The organism is Lysobacter sp. S4-A87 (assembly GCF_022637455.1).
Lineage (GTDB): Bacteria > Pseudomonadota > Gammaproteobacteria > Xanthomonadales > Xanthomonadaceae > Lysobacter_J.
In genome coordinates, this window is the sequence record NZ_CP093341.1 from 2,983,771 (window position 1) to 3,002,169 (window position 18,399).

General features: G+C 66.6%; 13 protein-coding genes. 8 read left to right on the forward strand and 5 right to left on the reverse strand.

The genetic code is table 11. The features are described from left to right. Nucleotides 1-60 precede the first annotated feature (60 nt). Together MNR01_RS13365 and MNR01_RS13370 are read right to left on the reverse strand one after the other, a co-directional pair. Nucleotides 61-534 (reverse strand): EF-hand domain-containing protein, encoded by a 474-nt coding sequence (locus tag MNR01_RS13365; RefSeq protein ID WP_241918263.1) that lies wholly within the window; start codon nt 532-534, stop codon nt 61-63. A 91-nt stretch (nt 535-625) separates the two neighbouring features. Continuing rightward, complete coding sequence (locus MNR01_RS13370; RefSeq protein ID WP_241918264.1) at nt 626-1,303, reverse strand: DoxX family protein; 678 nt, start codon at nt 1,301-1,303, stop codon at nt 626-628. Nucleotides 1,304-1,557: 254 nt separating this feature from the next. Between MNR01_RS13370 and MNR01_RS13375 the strand changes: the two genes are divergently transcribed. Together MNR01_RS13375 and MNR01_RS13380 are read left to right on the forward strand one after the other, a co-directional pair. Then, a complete protein-coding gene (locus MNR01_RS13375) occupies nt 1,558-2,499 on the forward strand; it encodes an enoyl-CoA hydratase/isomerase family protein (RefSeq protein ID WP_241918265.1) in 942 nt (313 codons plus the stop codon). A 123-nt stretch (nt 2,500-2,622) separates the two neighbouring features. After that, the gene (locus MNR01_RS13380; RefSeq protein WP_241918266.1) at nt 2,623-3,882 is read left to right on the forward strand and encodes a cation:proton antiporter; all 1,260 of its coding nucleotides are present in this window, start codon (nt 2,623-2,625) and stop codon (nt 3,880-3,882) included. Nucleotides 3,883-4,006: 124 nt separating this feature from the next. Here MNR01_RS13380 and MNR01_RS13385 read toward each other — a convergent pair whose 3' ends face one another. The 3 genes from MNR01_RS13385 to MNR01_RS13395 are packed head-to-tail and all read right to left on the reverse strand — an operon-like array spanning nt 4,007 to nt 8,676. Next, complete coding sequence (locus MNR01_RS13385) at nt 4,007-5,308, reverse strand: sugar MFS transporter (RefSeq protein ID WP_241918267.1); 1,302 nt, start codon at nt 5,306-5,308, stop codon at nt 4,007-4,009. 28 nt (nt 5,309-5,336) lie between these two features. Beyond that, a complete protein-coding gene (locus tag MNR01_RS13390) occupies nt 5,337-6,203 on the reverse strand; it encodes a polysaccharide deacetylase family protein (RefSeq protein WP_241918268.1) in 867 nt (288 codons plus the stop codon). After that, the gene (locus tag MNR01_RS13395) at nt 6,175-8,676 is read right to left on the reverse strand and encodes a glycoside hydrolase family 3 N-terminal domain-containing protein (RefSeq protein ID WP_241918269.1); all 2,502 of its coding nucleotides are present in this window, start codon (nt 8,674-8,676) and stop codon (nt 6,175-6,177) included. The genes MNR01_RS13390 and MNR01_RS13395 overlap by 29 nt, the downstream gene beginning before the upstream one ends. A gap of 351 nt (nt 8,677-9,027) precedes the next feature. On the opposite strand from MNR01_RS13395, the gene MNR01_RS13400 reads away from it, so the two are divergent. The 6 genes from MNR01_RS13400 (at nt 9,028) to MNR01_RS13425 (ending at nt 18,389) form a co-directional block, all read left to right on the forward strand. Next, on the forward strand, nt 9,028-10,035 hold the full coding sequence (locus MNR01_RS13400) for a LacI family DNA-binding transcriptional regulator (protein WP_241918270.1): 1,008 nt from the start codon (nt 9,028-9,030) through the stop codon (nt 10,033-10,035). Nucleotides 10,036-10,352: 317 nt separating this feature from the next. Further along, nucleotides 10,353-13,385, forward strand: coding sequence for a TonB-dependent receptor (locus MNR01_RS13405; RefSeq protein WP_241918271.1), 3,033 nt, complete (start codon nt 10,353-10,355; stop codon nt 13,383-13,385). A 95-nt stretch (nt 13,386-13,480) separates the two neighbouring features. After that, nucleotides 13,481-15,034, forward strand: a complete 1,554-nt coding sequence (locus tag MNR01_RS13410) for a tryptophan halogenase family protein (RefSeq protein WP_241918272.1) — start codon at nt 13,481-13,483, stop codon at nt 15,032-15,034. 89 nt (nt 15,035-15,123) lie between these two features. Then, nucleotides 15,124-15,846: a SapC family protein gene (locus MNR01_RS13415; protein ID WP_241918273.1), complete on the forward strand. Its 723-nt coding sequence runs from the start codon at nt 15,124-15,126 to the stop codon at nt 15,844-15,846. Next, the gene (locus tag MNR01_RS13420; RefSeq protein ID WP_241918274.1) at nt 15,830-16,849 is read left to right on the forward strand and encodes a cupin-like domain-containing protein; all 1,020 of its coding nucleotides are present in this window, start codon (nt 15,830-15,832) and stop codon (nt 16,847-16,849) included. The genes MNR01_RS13415 and MNR01_RS13420 overlap by 17 nt, the downstream gene beginning before the upstream one ends. Before the next feature lie 10 nt (nt 16,850-16,859). Next, the gene (locus MNR01_RS13425; RefSeq protein ID WP_241918275.1) at nt 16,860-18,389 is read left to right on the forward strand and encodes a tryptophan halogenase family protein; all 1,530 of its coding nucleotides are present in this window, start codon (nt 16,860-16,862) and stop codon (nt 18,387-18,389) included. Nucleotides 18,390-18,399 lie beyond the last annotated feature (10 nt).

The window sequence follows — 18,399 nt, forward strand, 5'->3', positions numbered from 1 at the left end:
GTGGTCTCGGTGTGCGCCCCCGCGGCATGGTGGCCGCGGGGACGCGAGGCGGGCAGGGGATTACTCCGGGAAGGCGGCGAAACGGCCGATCGGCAGCTTCTTGCCGTTGGCCTCGTAGCGCGACTTGGTGTAGTCGTACGCTTCGCGCTCGGAGATGAAGCCATCGCGGTTGCTGTCCTTGTCGCTCCAGCCCTGGCCATTGGGCACGACCTTGAGGTACTCGGCCTTCGACACCTGGCCGTCGTCGTCGCTGTCGGTCTTGTTGAAGCGGGCATCGCCGCACTGGCCTTCGCCGCACTTGCCTTCGGCGGTCTTGCTCGCGGCTGTCCTGGTTACGGCGGTGGTGTTGTCGGACTTGGCGTCGCTGGCGCCGCATTTGCCTTCGCCACACTTGCCTTCAGCGGCAGCATGGCTGGCGGCGAGCATGTAGCCCTGCGACAGCGGCTGCATGGCGAACGCCGAACCACTCAGGACCAGGCCGGCCAGGGCGATGCCGAGCATGCCGGCGGAATTGCGATTGTTGATACGGGACATGGTGTAGCTCCAGGGGGGGCACGGCATTGCCGTGCGGGGGGGACGCCACGGTTGTGGCGAAATACGAAGGGGAGGGTGGACAGCGGATCGATCAGGCGACTGCGTAGCGGCCACCGGGCTGCGAGCGAAGACGCGTCCAGGCCAGCAGCGCGATGCCGGCGACGGCGGCCACGCCACCGAACCAGGGCAACAGCACCGAGACGGTCGCGCCAACGGCGAACAGCACCAGGCCCCAGGCAGACGTGTCGGCAGCGGCGGGCGAGGCCGGCGCCGGACGCAGCGCATTGATCACGCGATCCAGGCTGAAACGCCCGCCACCGTTGAGCATCAGCGGCAGCAGCATCACCAGGTAGATCAGCGGCAGCTTGTAGTTGCCGTAACCGTCATTGCTGATGGCATAGCCCTGCCACAGCTCCGACAGGCTCGACCAGTCCGACGGCCAGTGCACGGCGTAGATGGCGACGACCGTCAGCACCCACAGCGTGGCTGCGGCGTATCGCGTGCCGATGCCCAGCAGCAGTGCGACGCTGCCGATCAGTTCGAACCAGGTGGCGAGGGTCCAGTTGACGTTGGCGCTGAGCAGGGAGAACGGCAGCGGGAACTTGTCGCCGAGGTCGGCGAACCAGTTGTCGCCCTGCAGCTTCTCGCGACCGGCTTCGAAGAACTCCCACGCCAGCAGCACGCGCAGGCCGAGCGGGGAGAGCCATTGGCCGACACCGTCGACGCGCGACAGCAGGCCCGGGGATGTGGTGGAAGGGGTGGCGGACATTGCGGATTCCTCGGCGAGGCGGTGGGGATTCGATGGCGCCATTTCGAGGTCGCGAGGTATCGCGCAGTTGTCGCCGGACCCGCGGTTTTGTCTGCGAGGTTGGCCTGGGCGGCCGCGGATACGTTCAGTTACAAAGCCGGACGGGGAAGCGCTTCATTGCAGGAATCGGAAGACTGGCTGCCGGACGCCGGCGATTCCGGTGGGCCAAGGCCGGTCGCAGACTTTGGCCACTTCCCCCGCATCGGAGTTCCACCATGAACCTGCATCTCATCGCCGCCGCCATCCTCGCCGCCGGAATGGCCATCGCCAGTCCTGCACTCGCCCAGAAGCCGCCGGCATCGCACGCTGCGTCAAGCACCGTTGCGGCGAAGCAGATCCACGTTACCCGCGTCACCCCCGAGTACTGGCGCGTCACCTTCCACAATCCGCCCTACAACATCTATGGGCCGGAGACGATGCCGCAGTTGAACGAGGTGGTCAGCGCGATCGAGACCGACCCCAGGCTCAAGGTCGTCGTGTTCGACAGCGACGTGCCCGATTTCTTCCTGACCCATTACGACTTCGTCCCGCCGCTGACGGACACGACCCGTCTTCCGCCCGGCCCGACCGGCCTGCCGCAGCTGCCGGACATGCTGGTGCGCATCAGCAAGGCGCCGGTCGTTTCGATCGTGTCGATCCGCGGCCGTGCGACGGGCGTCGGCAGCGAACTCGCCCTGGCCAGCGACATGCGCTTCGCCAGTCGCGAGAAGGCCATCCTGTCGCAATGGGAGATCGGCGCGGGCCTGGTTCCCGGCGGCGGCCCGATGGCCCGCCTGCCTCGCTTGATCGGCCGTGGACGCGCACTGGAGGTGCTGCTGACCGGCAACGACATCGACGGTGCACTTGCCGAGAAGTACGGCTACGTGAACCGTGCGCTTCCCGATGCCGAGCTGGACCCGTTCGTCGACACCATGGCCCGCCGCATCGCGACGTTTGACAAGCAGTCCATTGGCGAGATCAAGCGCCTGGTCGACGCCAACAGCCTGCCCGGCAACGACGAGATCGCCGCCGAATGGGAAGGCTTCATCGGCTCGGTCAAGCGCCCGGCGGCGCAACAGCGGATCGGCAAGCTGATGGAGCTTGGCCTGCAGAAGAATGCCGACGTCGAGAAGCGTATTGCGGACTACACCGGCACGCTGGGTGAAGCTTCGAAGTGATCGTGGCTTTGGTGGTCGCACCCGGGTCCCGGTGATCGGGGTCCCGGGTGCGGCCTTTGGCCTTACCCGGGCCACGGTTTGGGGGGGGCGGGCGGGGGGATGGGTGGTCCATTGCCGTCGCGGATGGCTATGATCGACACCGTGCCGTCACTCATCGCAGCCGCCCTCGATGCGCTCGTATTCGTCGTCCTCGCCTGGTGCGTGTGGCGCGCGATGGGCCGCTCCATTCCGATCGCGGTGATCCCGATCGTCATCGGACTGGTGCTGGCGGCGACCGGCGTAGTGCCGGCGTCATGGGGCCTTCCCTCGGTCATCGGCGACAACATCGGTTGGGCCGGCGTGCTGGTGCTGGCCTTCGCCGCCGGGCTGGAGACGCGCCAGTCGGCGCACCTTCCCGGGCATGCCGATGCGAGCGCGCAGACGAACGCGCGCAAGCTGCGCTTCCTCGCCAGCGCCGCGGTCGCGCTGCTGCTGCCCTTCTGCGCCGGTACCATCGCCGCCCATTTCCATTTCACCCAGTTGCCCGGCTGGGCGGCGCCGCGTGGTGGCGAATGGCTGGGGTCGATTGCGATCGGGCTGTGTGTAGCGGTCAGCGCGCTGCCGGTGCTGATCGGCATCGTGCGCGAACTGGGGCCATTGCACCGTCCGTTGTCGCAGCTGGCATTGAGCATCGCGGTGATCGATGACGCCGTGCTCTGGATCGGGCTGGCGGCATTGTTGCTGGCAGCCGATGGCGGCTCGTTGTTCGATGGCGTGTCGGCTGCGCAGTGGCTTGCGCTGCTGCTCATCGTGGCGCTGGCACTCAGCGCAAGCGCAGTGACGCGCCTGGGCCTGTCGCCGCCGCGCTGGGCGGCGTGGGCGGTGCTGCCGGTGTTTCTGGCCGTGGGTTCGTGGTCGACCTCGCAGCTGGGACTGCACGAACTGCTGGGTGCCTACTTCGCCGGCGCGATGGTGCCGCAGGCATGGGCGAAGCAGGTTCCGGTCGAACGCATCGGCCAGTTCGCGCTGCTCGCGCTGGCGCCGCAGTTCTTCGGTCACAGCGGCCTGAAGATCGACGGCGAAGTGCTGGGCTGGGCGTCGATGCAGGCGGCGGTGTTACTGCTGGTGCTGGCGGTGGGGGCCAAGCTCGCCGCCGTGCTGATCTGTCCGCCGGCGCCGCGACTGCAGCGCCGTGAAGCACTGGCCGTAGGCGCGCTGCTGCAGTGCAAGGGCCTGATGGAGATCGTGGCGGCCACTATCCTGCGCGACAAAGGCCTGTTGTCCGAGCACGCATTCGCCGCGCTGGTGACGCTGGCCGTGCTGTCGACGCTGCTGACCGGACCGGCATTCCGCTGGCTGGTACGCGAGCGCGCAGCCGAGTCCCCAACCCGCGAGATGGCCTGAACCCCCGTAGCCCGGGTAAGCGAAGCGCACCCGGGAACGAGGCGCACCCCGGAACCCAAGCGCACGCTCGAACCGATACACGTGAACCCGGGTGCGCTGCGCTTACCCGGGCTACGTTCTGGTGTCAGTGGCGCGGATGGGCAATCGCTGCGCCTGCGGGCTGGCCGAGATGCTCGGCCACCCTGGAACCGCGCATCCCGTACCACGCGATATACGCGTAACAGGCCAGCGGCACCGCGAATGCCGCCTGGATGCCGATGCGGTCGGCCAGTCCGCCTTGCAGCATCGGTACCAGCGCGCCACCGACGATCGCCATCACCAGCAGGCTAGAGGCCTTGCCCGTCAGCGGTCCCATGCCCTCGATCGCCGACGCGAAGATTGTCGGGAACATGATCGAATTGAACAGGCCGATCGCCAGGACACTCCACATGGCGATGTTGCCGTGCGTGCCCATCGTCGTCGCCAGCAGTGCCGCCGCGACCACCGCGAACAACGCCAGCAGCTTGCGCGCATCGATCACGGTCATCAGCGCCGCACCGATGAACCGCCCGACCATCGCCCCGCCCCAGTAATAGACCAGGTAACGGCTGGCGGTGGCCTCACTGAGCCCGCCGATGTCGGGCTGGGCCATGTAGTTGATCAGGAAGCTGCCGATCGAAACCTCCGCGCCGACGTACAGGAAGATCGCCAGCACGCCCCAGCGCAGGTGCGAATGCTGCAGCGTCTCGCGGTAGGTGTGGTGGTGCAGCGTGTCGCCGGCGTCGGTCGCCTCGCGCAGCGACGGGATGCGAAGCAGCAGCACCAGTGCCGCCATGGCGAGCAGGCCGCCTGCCAGCAGCAGGTACGGCACCTGCACCGACTGCGCCTGCGTGGTCTTGTACGCGGCCACCGCCTCCGGTGCCATCGCCGCCAGCTGGTCCGCGCCCAGCACCGCGCCGGACAGGATCAACGGGCCGATGAAGAACGGAAAGACCGTCGTGCCCAGCGAGTTCAGCGCCTGCGCCAGGTTGAGGCGGCTGTGCGAAGTCGCCGGGTTGCCGAGCAGGCTGATGTAGGGATTGGCGGCGACCTGCAGCAGCGTGATGCCACTTGCCAGCACGAACAGCGCCGCCAGGAAGACCGCATACGAAGGCAGTCGCGCCGCCGGGTAGAACATGGCCGCACCCACCGCCGCCGTCAGCAGGCCAATGACGATGCTGGACTTGTAGCCGATCCGCGACACGATCGCGCCCGACGGCAACGACATCAGGAAGTAGGCCCCGAAGAAGGTGAACTGGATCAGCATCGTCTGCGCGTAGTTCATCGCGAACACGGCTTTCAGGTGCGGGATCAGCACATCGTTGAGGCTGGTCATGCCGCCCCACGCGAAGAAGATCAGGCTGATGATCGCGATGGTGACGGGAGTGGACAGCTGGCGTTGCTTCATGTGGGCTCCGCTGACGAAAGTGTGGGCCTCAGGGGGCGCCCGGTGCGTTGCTGACCGCCGCCTGCTGCTGCCTGACGTGGGTCATGATGTTGACGAAGGTGTCGACCCAGTACACATCGCGGTGCCGGGCCAGGTAATCGAGGAGCTCGTCGTGCGCATTGGCCGAAGTGGTGAGGTAATCGCCGCCGACCCCGTGGAAGGTCAGGCTGACCAGGCCGTGCCGGCGCCTGGCCTCCTTCACCAGGGCGATCATCTGCTTGCCCGTCATCCCGTCCGTCGAGACGACCGTGACGGCAGCCGGGTCCATCTGCGAGACATTGGCGGTGATGGCGTTGCCGCCGATGCGGACACCGACGAAGGCGTCGGCGACCAGCGCCAGGTAGTTGCCGTCCTGCGCGGTGGCTTCATTGCAGGGCAGGGCCAGCGTGCGGCGGGTGTTGCCGTCGATCGCATTGAGCATCGTGCTGGCCAGCAGCACCTGCTCCTTCATCTGCATCGCCGTGGTGGTGTCCAGATCGCGCTGCGGCTCGACCCACTCATGGCCCTTGGCCGAACGCGAGCACTGGTGGAACAGCGTGTGGTTGCCCAGTTCGTGGCCGTTGGCGGCGGCGGCACGCCAGTCGGCAAGACGCGCTGCCACCGGCTTGTTGGCCATCACCAGGTAGAACGACCCCTTGAAGCCGTGCCGGTCGAGGGCGGGGATGGCGATGTCGAGCTGCGAGTCGAGCGCATCGTCGTAGCCAAGGCTGACCGCAGCCTGGCGACCCTGCGGCCAGGCGAACTCCTCGGCGGCCAGCGCGGCATGCGAGCACGCCAGCGCCGCCAGCAGGACCAGCGCCGCTGTCGCGGCGCGTGGCCTGGTCGCCCTACTTGGCCTTGCCACAGTCGATCGCATCGGCTTGCCTGGCAGCACCTGCAACGACGGCGATGCGCGTGAACGCAGCCTCGAACGGTGCCTGTGCGGAAACGCTGAAGGGGACATCGACGCCGCCGATATCGACCTTGCGATCGCCGAAGCAGCGCAGCGGCACGTTGATCGTCACCTTGCTGCCGATGCCAGCCGCGGTCAGCTGCGGTGCGATGTCGATGCTGGCCGAGACCTTGCCCGAGCCCATGCCCAGCAGCACCGGCGACGTCGGCGCCTTGTGCACGACGACATCGAACTGCAGCGCACCCTCGGCGAAGGCCAGGGCATTGAGGTTGTTGGCGCCGGTGCTGCGCGCGAGCAGCCGCGCCGGAGCCAGCCACGTCACCCGCTTGGCATCCTGCTGCGTGTTGATCTGGCTGGTGCTGACCCGGATCGCCGGCTTGGCCGTGGGCCAGGACAGCGTGTCGTTGAGGGACGCACCCACCGCCTGCACGGAATCGCCGGCTTCGACCTGGAGCTGGAAGGGCACGGCATCATTGGTGTTGAAGACCGGCAGCGAGGTCGCCGGACCACACGCCGCGACATCGGGCTCATCGAGCCTGGGCACGGACGCCGGCCTGGCGTAAGTCAGGCCGTAGCCGCGCTGGAACAGCGGTGGCTTGCCCGCATCCGGGCGGTTCTCGGGGGCCGGGCAGGGCACGCCCGGCCACGAGAACGACAAGCGGCCGCGGAATTCGAAACGCTTCGCTGCCACCAGCGCATCGGCGACGCCGGCACCTTCAGAACCCGGCAACCATGCTGCGACAAAGGCATCGGACAGGTTGATCAGGTCGTTGCTGTAGAGCGGTCGGCCGGACATGAAGACGGTCACCACCGGCTTGCCGTGGGCGGCGGCCGCCTTCAGCGCGGCCAGGTCCTCCGGATGGCGGCGACTGTGCGCCATCGAGTCCGAACCGATGATGTCGCCATTGGTTTCGGCATAGGGCGTTTCGCCGATCACCGCCACGACGACGTCGAAATCGCCGGTGCCGGCGGTCGTGCCGGTCGGGTCGAACGTCACCCGGTCCGGTCCCAGTGCTTCGCGCAGACCGGCAAGTACGGTGTCGGCGTTGAGGTAGTCGGCGCTGGTGTTGTCCGTTCCCTGCCAGGTCAGCGTCCAGCCACCGGTCTGGTTGGCGTAGCTGTCGGCGCTCTTGCCGACCACCAGCACGCGCTGGCCGCGCTTGAGCGGCAGCGCCTTGCGCTCGTTCTTGAGCAGCACCAGCGACTCGCGCACGGCCTGGCGGGCGAGTTCGCGGTGGACCAGCGCGTCTGCCTTGCCGGCGTAACGGCCATCGGACGGCTTGCGATCGAACAGGCCGGCGCGCAGCTTCACGCGCAGGATGCGGGTGACGGCATCGTTGATCCGCGCCATCGGGATCGTGCCGTCCTCGACCTGCTTGATGGTGTTGGCGATGAAGGCCTTCCAGTCCTCCGGCACCATCACCATGTCGATGCCGGCATTGATCGCCTGCGGACAGCTGGCGTTGCTGCAGCGGGGCACCTGGGCGATGCCGTTCCAGTCGGAGACGATGAAGCCGTCGAAGCCGATCTTGTCCTTCAGCGCGCCGGTGAGCAGCGCCTGCGTGCCATGCATCTTGCCGTAGTTGACGCCGCCCTCGACGTCATCCCAGCTGTTGAACGAGGCCATCACGGTCTGCACGCCGGCACCGATCGCGCCGTAGTAGCCCTGGCCGTGGACGTTGATCATCTCGGCGCGCGGAATGATCGCGTTGCCCTGGTCGCGGCCCATGTCGGTGGCGCCGTCGCCGATGAAGTGCTTGGCCGTCGCCACCACGGTGCCGTCGCCGCGCAGGTCGCCCTGCAGGCCGCGGATGTAGGAGGTCGCGTATGCATGCACCACTGCCGGGTCGGACGAGAAGCTCTCGTAGCTGCGTCCCCAGCGGAGGTTCTGGGCGACGGCGAGGGTGGGCGCGAATGCCCAGTCGATGCCGGTTGCACGCGTGGCCTGCGCGGTGGCGTGGCCGATCTTCTCGACCAGCTGCGGGTCGTGTGCCGCGCCCAGGCCGATGTTGTGCGGGAACAGGGTCGCGCCGACCACGTTGTTGTGACCGTGCACCGCGTCGGTGCCCCAGATGACCGGGATGGGATTCTTGACCGCGGCGGTCATCGACGCCTGGTGATAAGCGTCGGCCAGCGCCAGCCAGTCGCCCACCGTGGCGTGCTTGTTCATCGCCGGCCACGAACCGCCGCCGTTGAGGACCGAGCCGATGTGCCAGGTCCGCACCTCGTCGGGGGTGATCATCTTGATTTCCGGCTGCGTCATCTGCCCGATCTTCTCGGCCAGGCTCATGCCGGCGAGGATCCTTGCGGCGCGGGCCTCGATGGTGGCGTCGCGGCGGATGGCGCTGTCCACGTGCGGCCAGTCCTGCAGCACCGGCGCGGTGTCTGCGGCGTTGCTGGTCCCGCCATATAGATACAGTGCTGCACCGATCGCCAAAAGACTTGCTCCAACGAAGACTCTCGCCTGCACCGTGTGTTCCCCATGGCCGGATTGTGAAGCGGCAAGCTGATCGCGATCGTGCCTTGGCAGCGAGCGAATCAGCCAGTTGACAGCGCTGTCAATACAAGGGCGAATGCGCCCTTGTCAACGTTCGCGGCCGCCGGGCGTGCCGGAATGTGGACTCGTCCAGACTTGGCGGAGGCCTGTGCAGGCGACGCTGTTGCGCCGCAGCAAGCCTTTGCGATGCATACTCTGGCCGCTCGGAGCCGTGGCCGGTCCTGTCATCGTGGACCGGTACGGTTCTGGCACCATCTGCCGCGTTCCGCCCCCTGGAGCATCCGTCGCTCAATGCGTATTCGAATCGAGGATGTCGCCGCCGCTGCCGGCGTGTCGATGAAGACTGTCTCGCGCGTGCTCAACAACGAGCCCAACGTGCGCGAGGAGATGCGCGAGCGCGTAATGCAGGCGGTGACCGAGCTGCAGTACAAGCCCAATCCATCCGCGCGCAGCCTTGCCGGCCAGCGTTCGTACAGCGTGGCGCTGGCCTACAACAACCCGTCGCGCAACTACATGATGGAAGTGCAGAACGGCATGCTCGAGGCCTGCCATGCCAGCAACTACAACCTCTTCCTGGCCGCGGTCAGCCTGGGCCGCGAGCGCGTCGCCGACATCCAGGGCCTGTTCCGCAACTTCGGCCCGGACGGCGTGCTGCTGATCCCGCCGCTGACCGACGACAAGCTGATCATCGACGAGCTGGAGAAGATGGGTGTGCCGTTCGCCTGCATCGCGCCCAAGAGCGCCGCTGGCCGGATCGGCGTGGCCATGGACGAGACGACGGCGGTACTTGAACTGATGGCCAAGCTCGTCGAGCTGGGTCATACCCGCATCGGCCACATCAAGGGCGCCACCGCGCACGGCGCCTGCCGCTGGCGCTTCGACGGTTATAGAAAGGGCCTGCAGAACGCCGGGATCGCCTTCGATCCGGAACTGGTGGTGCAGGGCGCGTTCTCGTTCGAGTCCGGCTGCGCCGGCGCGCAGGCGCTGCTGGACCTGCGCAAGCCGCCGACGGCGATCTTCGCCGCCAACGACGACATGGCGGCCGGCGTGATTCGCGTTGCACGCGAGCGCGGATTGAACGTGCCAGGTGACCTGTCGGTATGCGGCTTCGACGACACGCCGATCTCGCGCCATATCTATCCGTCGTTGACCACCATCCGCCAGCCCACGTCCGAGATGGGACGACTGGCCACGCTCGAATTGCTGGCCAGGATCCGCTCGCCGGAGGCCGGTCGCATGCTTCGCGTCGACCATGCACTGGTGATGCGCGAGTCCACGCAGGCGCCTGCACGCCGCTGATCCACTAGTCCTCTTGATCGCCCCCCGTCCCTGACCGGTGGCGAATGCATCGCGCATGCAGTTCGCCCATGCAGTTCGTATGGATGCTAGCGCTAACACTTTGCTCCGATGTCTGCTCGCGCACGGCGATCGGACTCGAATTCGCTGCACTGCACAACGGAAAAACGGGGAAAAAACCCGCTTTTTGACCGAAATCAGCCTTCTGACAGGGGTGTGTTGACAGCGCTGTCAATTCAACGTCAAATCGCCTCGCACTAAAACTGCGGGCCGCGTGGCGACGCCTGCATCTCTATCGTGAATTCTGGGGAGGAGTTTCGATGAAGCAGTCGCGTGTCGCCCCCAAGCGCACACTTCTTACGTCTGCATTGCTGCTGGCGCTGAGCCAGCCGTTGTATGCGCAGCAATCCACATCCAGCACCGAAGCCGGGCAGCGCTCGGCGACGGTCGACGAGGACGCCAGGACGCTTGATACCGTCGTGGTCCAGGGTATCCGCGGAAGCCTGACCTCGTCGATGAACCTCAAGCGGGACTCGCAGGGTGTCGTCGACGGCATCGTCGCCGAGGACATCGGCAAGTTCCCGGACACCAACCTGGCCGAGTCGCTGCAGCGCATCAGCGGTGTGTCGATCGACCGCTCGCTCGGCGAGGGCGCGCGGGTCACCGTGCGCGGCATCGGCCCGGACTACAACATGGTGATGCTCAATGGCCGGCAGATGCCGGCTTCGAGCAACGCCAACGGCGCCGGCGTGTCCAACTCGCGTGCATTCGACTTCGCCAACCTGGCGTCGGAAGCGATCTCCAGCGTCGAGGTCTACAAGACCAGCCGGGCCAGCATCCCGCCCGGCGGCATCGGCGCGACCATCAACATCCGCACGGCACGACCGCTGGAATCCGAGCCGGTCATCAACGTCGGCATGAAGGCGGTGCACGACACGTCCAACGGCAACCTGCCTGATTCGCTGCAGGGCCACGACATCACGCCCGAGATCTCGGGCATCTTCAGCCAGCGCTATTTCGACGGAAAGTTCGGCGTTGCGCTGACCGGGAGCTACCAGGAACGCGACTTCGGCTTCAGCCAGGTCGGCGTGCCCAACGGCTGGCGTCCGTTCCGCGGCGACGAGAACAACTGGGGCACCATTCCGCAGCCGGGCACGCCGGGCTCGGAGAACATCACCAACCGCCCCGGTCCGACCGACATCTATTCGGTTCCGCAGAACCTCAACTACAGCGTCAACGGCGTGCAGCGCCAGCGCACCAACGGCCAGATGACCCTGCAGTGGCAGCCGGTCGACAACGTCACCACGACGCTCGACTACACCTACTCCGAGAACAAGATCCAGCAGCAGCGCAACGAGCTGTCGGTGTGGTTCAACTACGGCCCGTCGGTCTCCTCCTGGACCGATGGCCCGGTGGCCGCGCCGCTGATCTACAAGGAAATCATCAATCCGGCCACCAGCGACGTCTCGATGGGCGGCATGCGCCTGGCCAACGTCAACGAGAACAAGTCGCTCGGCTTCAACGTCGACTGGCAGGTCAACGACGCCCTCGACCTGTCGCTGGACTACCACAATTCCTCGGCAGAGACGCGCCCGGACAGCCCGTGGGGCTCTGCCGGCGTGCTGGGCATGTCGGCGTTCGTGCGCGGCGACACCACCGCGGACTTCAGCCGCGACTTCCCGGTGCTGACCATCGCGCTTCCGCCGGGCGTGGCGCAGGTTGATCCGTCGCAGGCGCTGGTGTCCGGTTCGGTGTTCAACAACGCCTACAACAAGTCGGAGATCGAACAGACCCAGGTCAAGGGCCGGTTCGAATTCGGCGAGTACTCCGGGCTCGACTTCGGCGCGTCCTATACCGATGTCGAGAACCGCACCGCGTTCGGCTTCATGCAGCGCGATACCTGGGGCGGCGTCGGCACAGCAGCCGATTACGACGACAGCATCTTCTCCCCGGACAACATGGGGGACTACTTCGAGAGCTTCTCCGGCCACAACGATCCGGCCTTTACCGACCGCTTCCTGCTGTTCGATTTCGATCGCCTGCGGGCCCGCGCGGCGGAGCTGACCGGTCACCCCGAGTGGTACCGGGCGCCGGACGCGTTCACCCGCGACCTGCGCACGGAAGAGAAGTCCACCGGCGGCTACATGCAGTACACGACGACCTTCAACTGGTCGATGCCGCTGAACCTGGCGGCGGGCGTGCGCTACGAGAAGACCGAGGTGACCTCGTCGGCGCTGGTGCCCAACGCCACCGGGATTTCGTGGAGCGCGGCGAACGAGCTCAATCTCAACTTCGGCGATCCGGGCTTTGCCACCCTGCGGGGCGAATACGACTACTGGCTGCCGAACCTGGACGCCAGCCTCGACATCACCGACAGCATCATCCTTCGCGGCAGCTACAGCCAGACCATCGGCCGGCCGGGCTGGGCGGACATTCAGGGCGGACGCACGCTCGACCAGATCGTGCGCGTCGACGGCGGCACCGGCACCCAGGGCGATCCGACCCTCAAGCCGCTGCTGTCGGACAACTTCGACCTGTCGTTCGAGTGGTACTTCGCCGAGTCGAGTTACGTGTCGGTGGGCTACTTCCGCAAGGACATCGAGAACTACATCGGTACCTCGCAGATCGTCGACGTCGGCGGCAGCGACGGCGAGACGCCGTTCAACCTGCACACGCCGGTGGGCGGCGGTTACTGGAACGCGGCGTTGGCCAACGGCTGCCCGCAGGCGGACGTGGTGTGCATCCGCAACTACATCCTGGGCAACTTCAACGGCCAGCCGGGTGTGACCGCGACCGGCACCGACGCCAACGGCAACATGACCGGCACGATCAACGGGCTGGCCAGCGACCCGCTGGCAAGCTTCAGGATCACCACGCCGGCCAACAAGCAGGACTCCACGCTCGACGGCTGGGAATTCAACGTCCAGCACGTGTTCGGCGAGACCGGCTTCGGCATCGCCGCCAACTACACGATCGTCGACAGCCCGGACCTGAACTACGACAACGCCGTGCTCGGCGGACAGTTCGCCCTGGTCGGCCTCAGCGACTCGGCCAACCTGGTGCTGTTCTACGAGAAGTACGACTGGTCGGTCCGCACCGCCTACAACTGGCGCGACCAGTTCCTGTCCGCGGTGTTCGACGGATCGGGCATTCCGAACCCGAACTACGTCGATGACTACGGCCAGCTCGACATCAGCATCGGCTACCAGATCAACGAGCAGATGTCGGTGCAGTTCGAGGGCATCAACATCACCGACGAGACGGTGCGCGTGTTCGGTCGCAACGAGCGGCAAACGCTGTTCGCCACCCAGAACGGGCCACGCTACATGCTCGGTTTCCGCTACCAGTTCTGATGTTCGCAAGCGTCGGGAGTCGCCGGTACGCCGGCGGCTCCCGTTCGCTGTCCAGGGGAGGGTGCCACGCTAACTGACGTGGCCAGGGGGACGATTTGAGTCAGGCGGTAAAGCACGTTGTGATCCTGGGCGGTGGCTCGGCAGGCTGGCTGACGGCGGCGGTACTGGCCGCCGACCACAACGCGGCCTCCGGCACCGGCCTGAAAGTAACCCTGATCGAGTCGCCTGACGTGGCCACCATTGGTGTTGGCGAGGGCACCTGGCCGACGATGCGCGACACCCTGCGCAGGACCGGCGTCACCGAGACCGACTTCATCCGCGAGTGCGACGGTGCCTTCAAGCAGGGCTCGAAGTTCGCCCGCTGGACCGAAGATCGCGACGACGATTACTACTACCACCCGTTCGTGCTGCCGCAGGGCTACCTGGAGACGAATGTCGTCGCCGGCTGGATGCAGCACGCGCAGGTGCCGTTCGGCAAACTGGTGAGCTTCCAGCCGCACCTGTGCGAGGCCGGCAAGGCGCCCAAGCAGTTCTCCACGCCCGAATGGGCCGCGGTGGCCAACTACGCCTATCACCTCGACGCCGGCAAGCTCGGCGTGTTCATGCGCAAGCACTGCATCGAACGCCTCGGCGTGCGCCATGTCAGCGACCACATGACCGGGGTCAACGCACACGACAACGGCGATATCGCCTCGCTGCAGACGCGCGACAACGGCGCCATCGAAGGCGACCTGTTCATCGACTGCACGGGCATGCGCGCGCTGCTGATCGGCCAGCACTACGGCATCGACATCCAGTCGCAGAAGCATGTCCTGTTCAACGACCGCGCCATCGCGTTGCAGGTGCCGTACGCCGATCCGCGCCAGGAGATCGCCTGCCAGACCATCTCCACTGCGCAGAGCAGCGGCTGGGTCTGGGACATCGGCCTGCAGACGCGCCGCGGTGTCGGCCACGTCTACTCGAGCACGCACACGACCGACGAGGCGGCGGCCGACGAACTGCTGAAGTACGTGAAGGCCACCGGCGGGCGCGAGCATGACATCTACACGCTGCCGAAGATCACCATCCGCCCGGGCTACCGGCCCAAGTCCTGGCACCGCAACTGCGTCGCGATTGGTCTGTCGAGCGGGTTCATGGAACCGCTGGAGGCGTCGTCGCTGGTGCTGGTGGAGCTGGCGGCCGGGATGCTGAGCGACCAGCTGCCGGCCACCCGCGGCGACATGGACATCGTTGCGGCCCGCTACAACGACTCGTTCCAGTACCGATGGGAGCGGGTGGTCGACTTCCTCAAGCTGCACTACGTGCTGACCAGGCGCACCGACACCGACTACTGGCGCGACAACTGCCGGCCCGAATCGATCCCGGACCGGTTGAAGGAACTGTTGCAGCTGTGGCGCCACCAGCCGCCGTCGCGCTACGACCTGTACCGGGTGGAGGAAGTGTTCCCGTCGGCCAGCTACCAGTACATCCTTTACGGGATGGGCTTCCACCCCGACCCGCGCCCGACGACGCGGCGAATGGACGATGTCGCGCGCGCCGAAAGCTACTTCCGCGAGGCGGCCGAGCTGACCCGCAAGATGCTCGCGGCGCTGCCGGGACATCGCGAGATGCTCGACCACGTCATGACGCGGGGGATGTCGCGGATCTAGGGCCGCGGATCCAGGGTCGCGGCCGCGCGCAGGGACGCCCCGGCGGCATAGGATAGGAACTCACGCGTTTGCCAGGACACACCAGGGCCATGCCGAACCACGTACTGCTCAACAACATCGATCACATGAGCCTTCGCGTCGATACCGGGCACGACCCCGCGCTGGGCGACGATGTCATGTTCACCGTCACGTTCCCGGCGGAGTTCCGCAACGTCCAGGCGCATTACCCGATCGTGTTCCACAAGGACGCGCAGGGAGAGCTGCAGCCGGTGGCACTGTTCGGCTTCCATCAGGGCAATCAAGGGCAGGGCAGCAACCTGTTCCTCGATGGCGGACGCTGGGACGCGAGCTACGTGCCGCTGGCGATCGAGCGCCAGCCGTTCCTGATCGGTCGCGATGGCGAGGAACTGATGGTGCACATCGACCTCGACCACCCTCGCGTGCGCAGCGACCGCGGCGAGATGCTGTTCCGCGACCAGGGCGGCACCACCGACTACCTCGACCGCATCACCTCGGTGCTGATGACGCTGCACGATGGCCTGGGCAGCACGCCGGCGTTCATGGAGGTACTGCTGCGGCACAACCTCATCGAGTCGTTCACCCTGGATGTCGAGCTCGATGACCGCTCGCTCAACCGGCTGGTCGGCTTCTACACCATCAATGAAGAACGGCTGCGCGCACTCGATGCCGATGCCGTCAACGAGCTGCACCGCGCCGGTTACCTGGAGCCGGTGTACATGGTGGTCGCGTCGGTTTCGCGCTTCCGTGACCTGATCGCGCGGATGAATCGCCGCCATGCTGCAGGGCACTAGCGCCATTCCCGAGCGGGCGGGCGTTGATCCGCACGCCATCCCGCAGGAGCTGCTGCAGTCCGGCGAGCCCATCGTGCTGCGCGGACTGGTCGCGCAGTGGCCGATGGTGCAGGCCGGCCGCGAATCCGCCGAAGCAGCGGTCAGCTACCTGGCCGGCTTCGAGCGTCCACAAGCGCCGCCGGTGGTCGCCACCGTCGGTCCGCCGGAGATCGGCGGGCGCTTTTTCTACAACGACGACATGAGCGGCTTCAACTTCCGCCAGGAGAAGGTGCCGCTCGGCGTGGCCCTCAAGACCCTGCTGAAGTACGCGCAGCAGGACACGTCGCCTGCGATCTACATCGGCTCGACCACCATCGATACCTGGCTGCCCGGGTTCCGCACGGGCAACGACCTGTCGATCCCCGGCGCCGAACCGCTGGCCAGTATCTGGATCGGCAACCGCACCCGCATCGCCGCGCACCAGGACGTCCCCGACAACCTGGCCTGCGTCGTGGCGGGCCGTCGCCGCGTGACCCTGTTCCCGCCGGCGCAGCTGCCCAACCTGTACATCGGTCCGCTCGATCACACGCCGGCCGGGCAGCCGATCAGCCTGGTCGACTTCGCCGCACCCGACTACGCACGCTTCCCGCGATTCGCCCAGGCGCAGCAGCACGCGCTCAGCGCCGAGCTTGGACCGGGCGACGCGGTGCTGATCCCGAGCCTGTGGTGGCACCACATGGAGGCGCTGGAACCGTTCAATGTGCTGGTCAACTACTGGTGGCGGCAGACGCCGGCGTGGATGGACACGCCGATGAACGCGCTGATGCTGGCGATCATGACCGTGCGCGACCTGCCCCCGGACCAGCGCGCCAACTGGGAGGACGTGTTCCGTCACTACGTCTTCCAGCCTGGCGAGGCCACCGCCGACCACATTCCCGAGAGCGCGCGCCGCGTGCTCTCGCCCCTCGATGAAACCCAGGCGCGCAGTCTGCGTGCGCGCCTGCTGCAACGACTCAACCGCTGAGGAAGACGGCATGACGAGCGACAACACCAGTTTCCCGCCCAAGGCAATACGGCGCGTGGTCATTGCCGGTGGCGGCACCGCTGGCTGGATGGCGGCCGCCGCGCTGTCGCGGACGCTGGGCAAAGTGCTCGACATCACCCTGATCGAGTCGGAAGAGATCGGCACCGTCGGCGTGGGCGAGGCGACGATCCCGACGCTGGTGACCTTCCACCGGCTGCTCGACATCAACGAGCAGGAGTACATGTCGGCGGTGAAGGGCACCATCAAGCTCGGCATCTCGTTCGAGAACTGGCTCGACGAAGGCCACCGCTACATCCACTCCTTCGGCATCAGCGGCAAGGACCACTGGTCGGCCGGCTTCCAGCATTTCTGGATGCGCGGGCGCGAGCTTGGCATCGCCAGCGGGTACGAGGACTATTGCGTCGAGCTCAAGGCCGCGCTCGAGGACAAGTTCGCGCACCTGCCGCGCGGCGGCATCAACTACGCCTACCACATGGACGCGAGCCTCTACGCGCGCTTCCTGCGTACCCTGAGCCAGGGCCATGGCGCGCGCCGCATCGAAGGCAAGATCGTCGATATCGAAACCGACGCGGCATCGGGTTTCATCACCGCGCTCAAGCTCGCCGACGGTTCCACCGTCGAAGGCGACCTGTTCATCGACTGCACCGGCTTCCGCGCGCTGCTGATCGGCAAGACCCTCGGCGTCGGCTTCGAGGACTGGTCGCACTGGCTGTTCAATGACAGCGCCCTGGCCACGCAGACCATGGCGGTACGCGATGCGGTGCCCTATACGCGCGCCATCGCCGGCAAGTCCGGCTGGCAGTGGCGCATCCCGCTGCAGCACCGCGTCGGCAACGGCATCGTCTATTCCAGCCGCCACATGAGCGACGACGAGGCCAAGCACGAATTCCTGTCCAGCGTCGAAGGCGAGATCATCAAGGATCCGTGGCCGATCCGGTTCAAGCCGGGACAGCGCAAGAAGAGCTGGGAAAAGAACTGCGTGGCGCTGGGCCTGGCCGGCAGCTTCATCGAGCCGCTGGAATCGACCACCATCCACCTGATCCAGCGCGGCATCGTCCACCTGCTGCGGATGTTCCCGCAGGTGATCAGCCAGCCCGACATCGACCAGTACAACGCCACGCTCGATTCGGAACTGCAGCACGTGCGCGACTTCGTCGTCCTGCACTACCACCTCAGCAACCGTCGCGATTCGCAGTACTGGCGCGACATCGCCGCGATGGAGATTCCGGCGACGCTCAAGCACCGCATCGACCTGTTCCGCGAGACCGGCAAGGTGTTCCGCCAGGCCGAGGAACTGTTCGCCGAGAACTCGTGGATCCAGGTGATGATGGGGCAGGGCATCATGCCCAGGCACTACCACCCCACCGCCGACGTGATGAGCCAGGCCGACCTGGGCCGCTTCCTCGACGACATCCGTCGCAATGTCGACAGCACGGTGAGGGCGCTACCGCAGCACCAGGCCTACATCGACCAGTACTGTCCGGGCCCGCGCGAGCCGGCGCCGGTCAGAGCGACCTGAGGCCCGCCAC

Excerpts from the sequence above, each read along its gene's own strand:
- MNR01_RS13365 (WP_241918263.1), bottom strand. The coding sequence starts at position 534 with ATGTCCCGTATCAACAATCGCAATTCCGCCGGCATGCTCGGCATCGCC.
- MNR01_RS13375 (WP_241918265.1), top strand. The coding sequence starts at position 1,558 with ATGAACCTGCATCTCATCGCCGCCGCCATCCTCGCCGCCGGAATGGCC.
- MNR01_RS13405 (WP_241918271.1), top strand. The coding sequence starts at position 10,353 with ATGAAGCAGTCGCGTGTCGCCCCCAAGCGCACACTTCTTACGTCTGCA.
- MNR01_RS13420 (WP_241918274.1), top strand. The coding sequence starts at position 15,830 with ATGCTGCAGGGCACTAGCGCCATTCCCGAGCGGGCGGGCGTTGATCCG.
- MNR01_RS13390 (WP_241918268.1), bottom strand. The coding sequence starts at position 6,203 with ATGCGATCGACTGTGGCAAGGCCAAGTAGGGCGACCAGGCCACGCGCC.
- MNR01_RS13425 (WP_241918275.1), top strand. The coding sequence starts at position 16,860 with ATGACGAGCGACAACACCAGTTTCCCGCCCAAGGCAATACGGCGCGTG.
- MNR01_RS13415 (WP_241918273.1), top strand. The coding sequence starts at position 15,124 with ATGCCGAACCACGTACTGCTCAACAACATCGATCACATGAGCCTTCGC.
- MNR01_RS13385 (WP_241918267.1), bottom strand. The coding sequence starts at position 5,308 with ATGAAGCAACGCCAGCTGTCCACTCCCGTCACCATCGCGATCATCAGC.
- MNR01_RS13380 (WP_241918266.1), top strand. The coding sequence starts at position 2,623 with ATGGCTATGATCGACACCGTGCCGTCACTCATCGCAGCCGCCCTCGAT.
- MNR01_RS13400 (WP_241918270.1), top strand. The coding sequence starts at position 9,028 with ATGCGTATTCGAATCGAGGATGTCGCCGCCGCTGCCGGCGTGTCGATG.
- MNR01_RS13370 (WP_241918264.1), bottom strand. The coding sequence starts at position 1,303 with ATGTCCGCCACCCCTTCCACCACATCCCCGGGCCTGCTGTCGCGCGTC.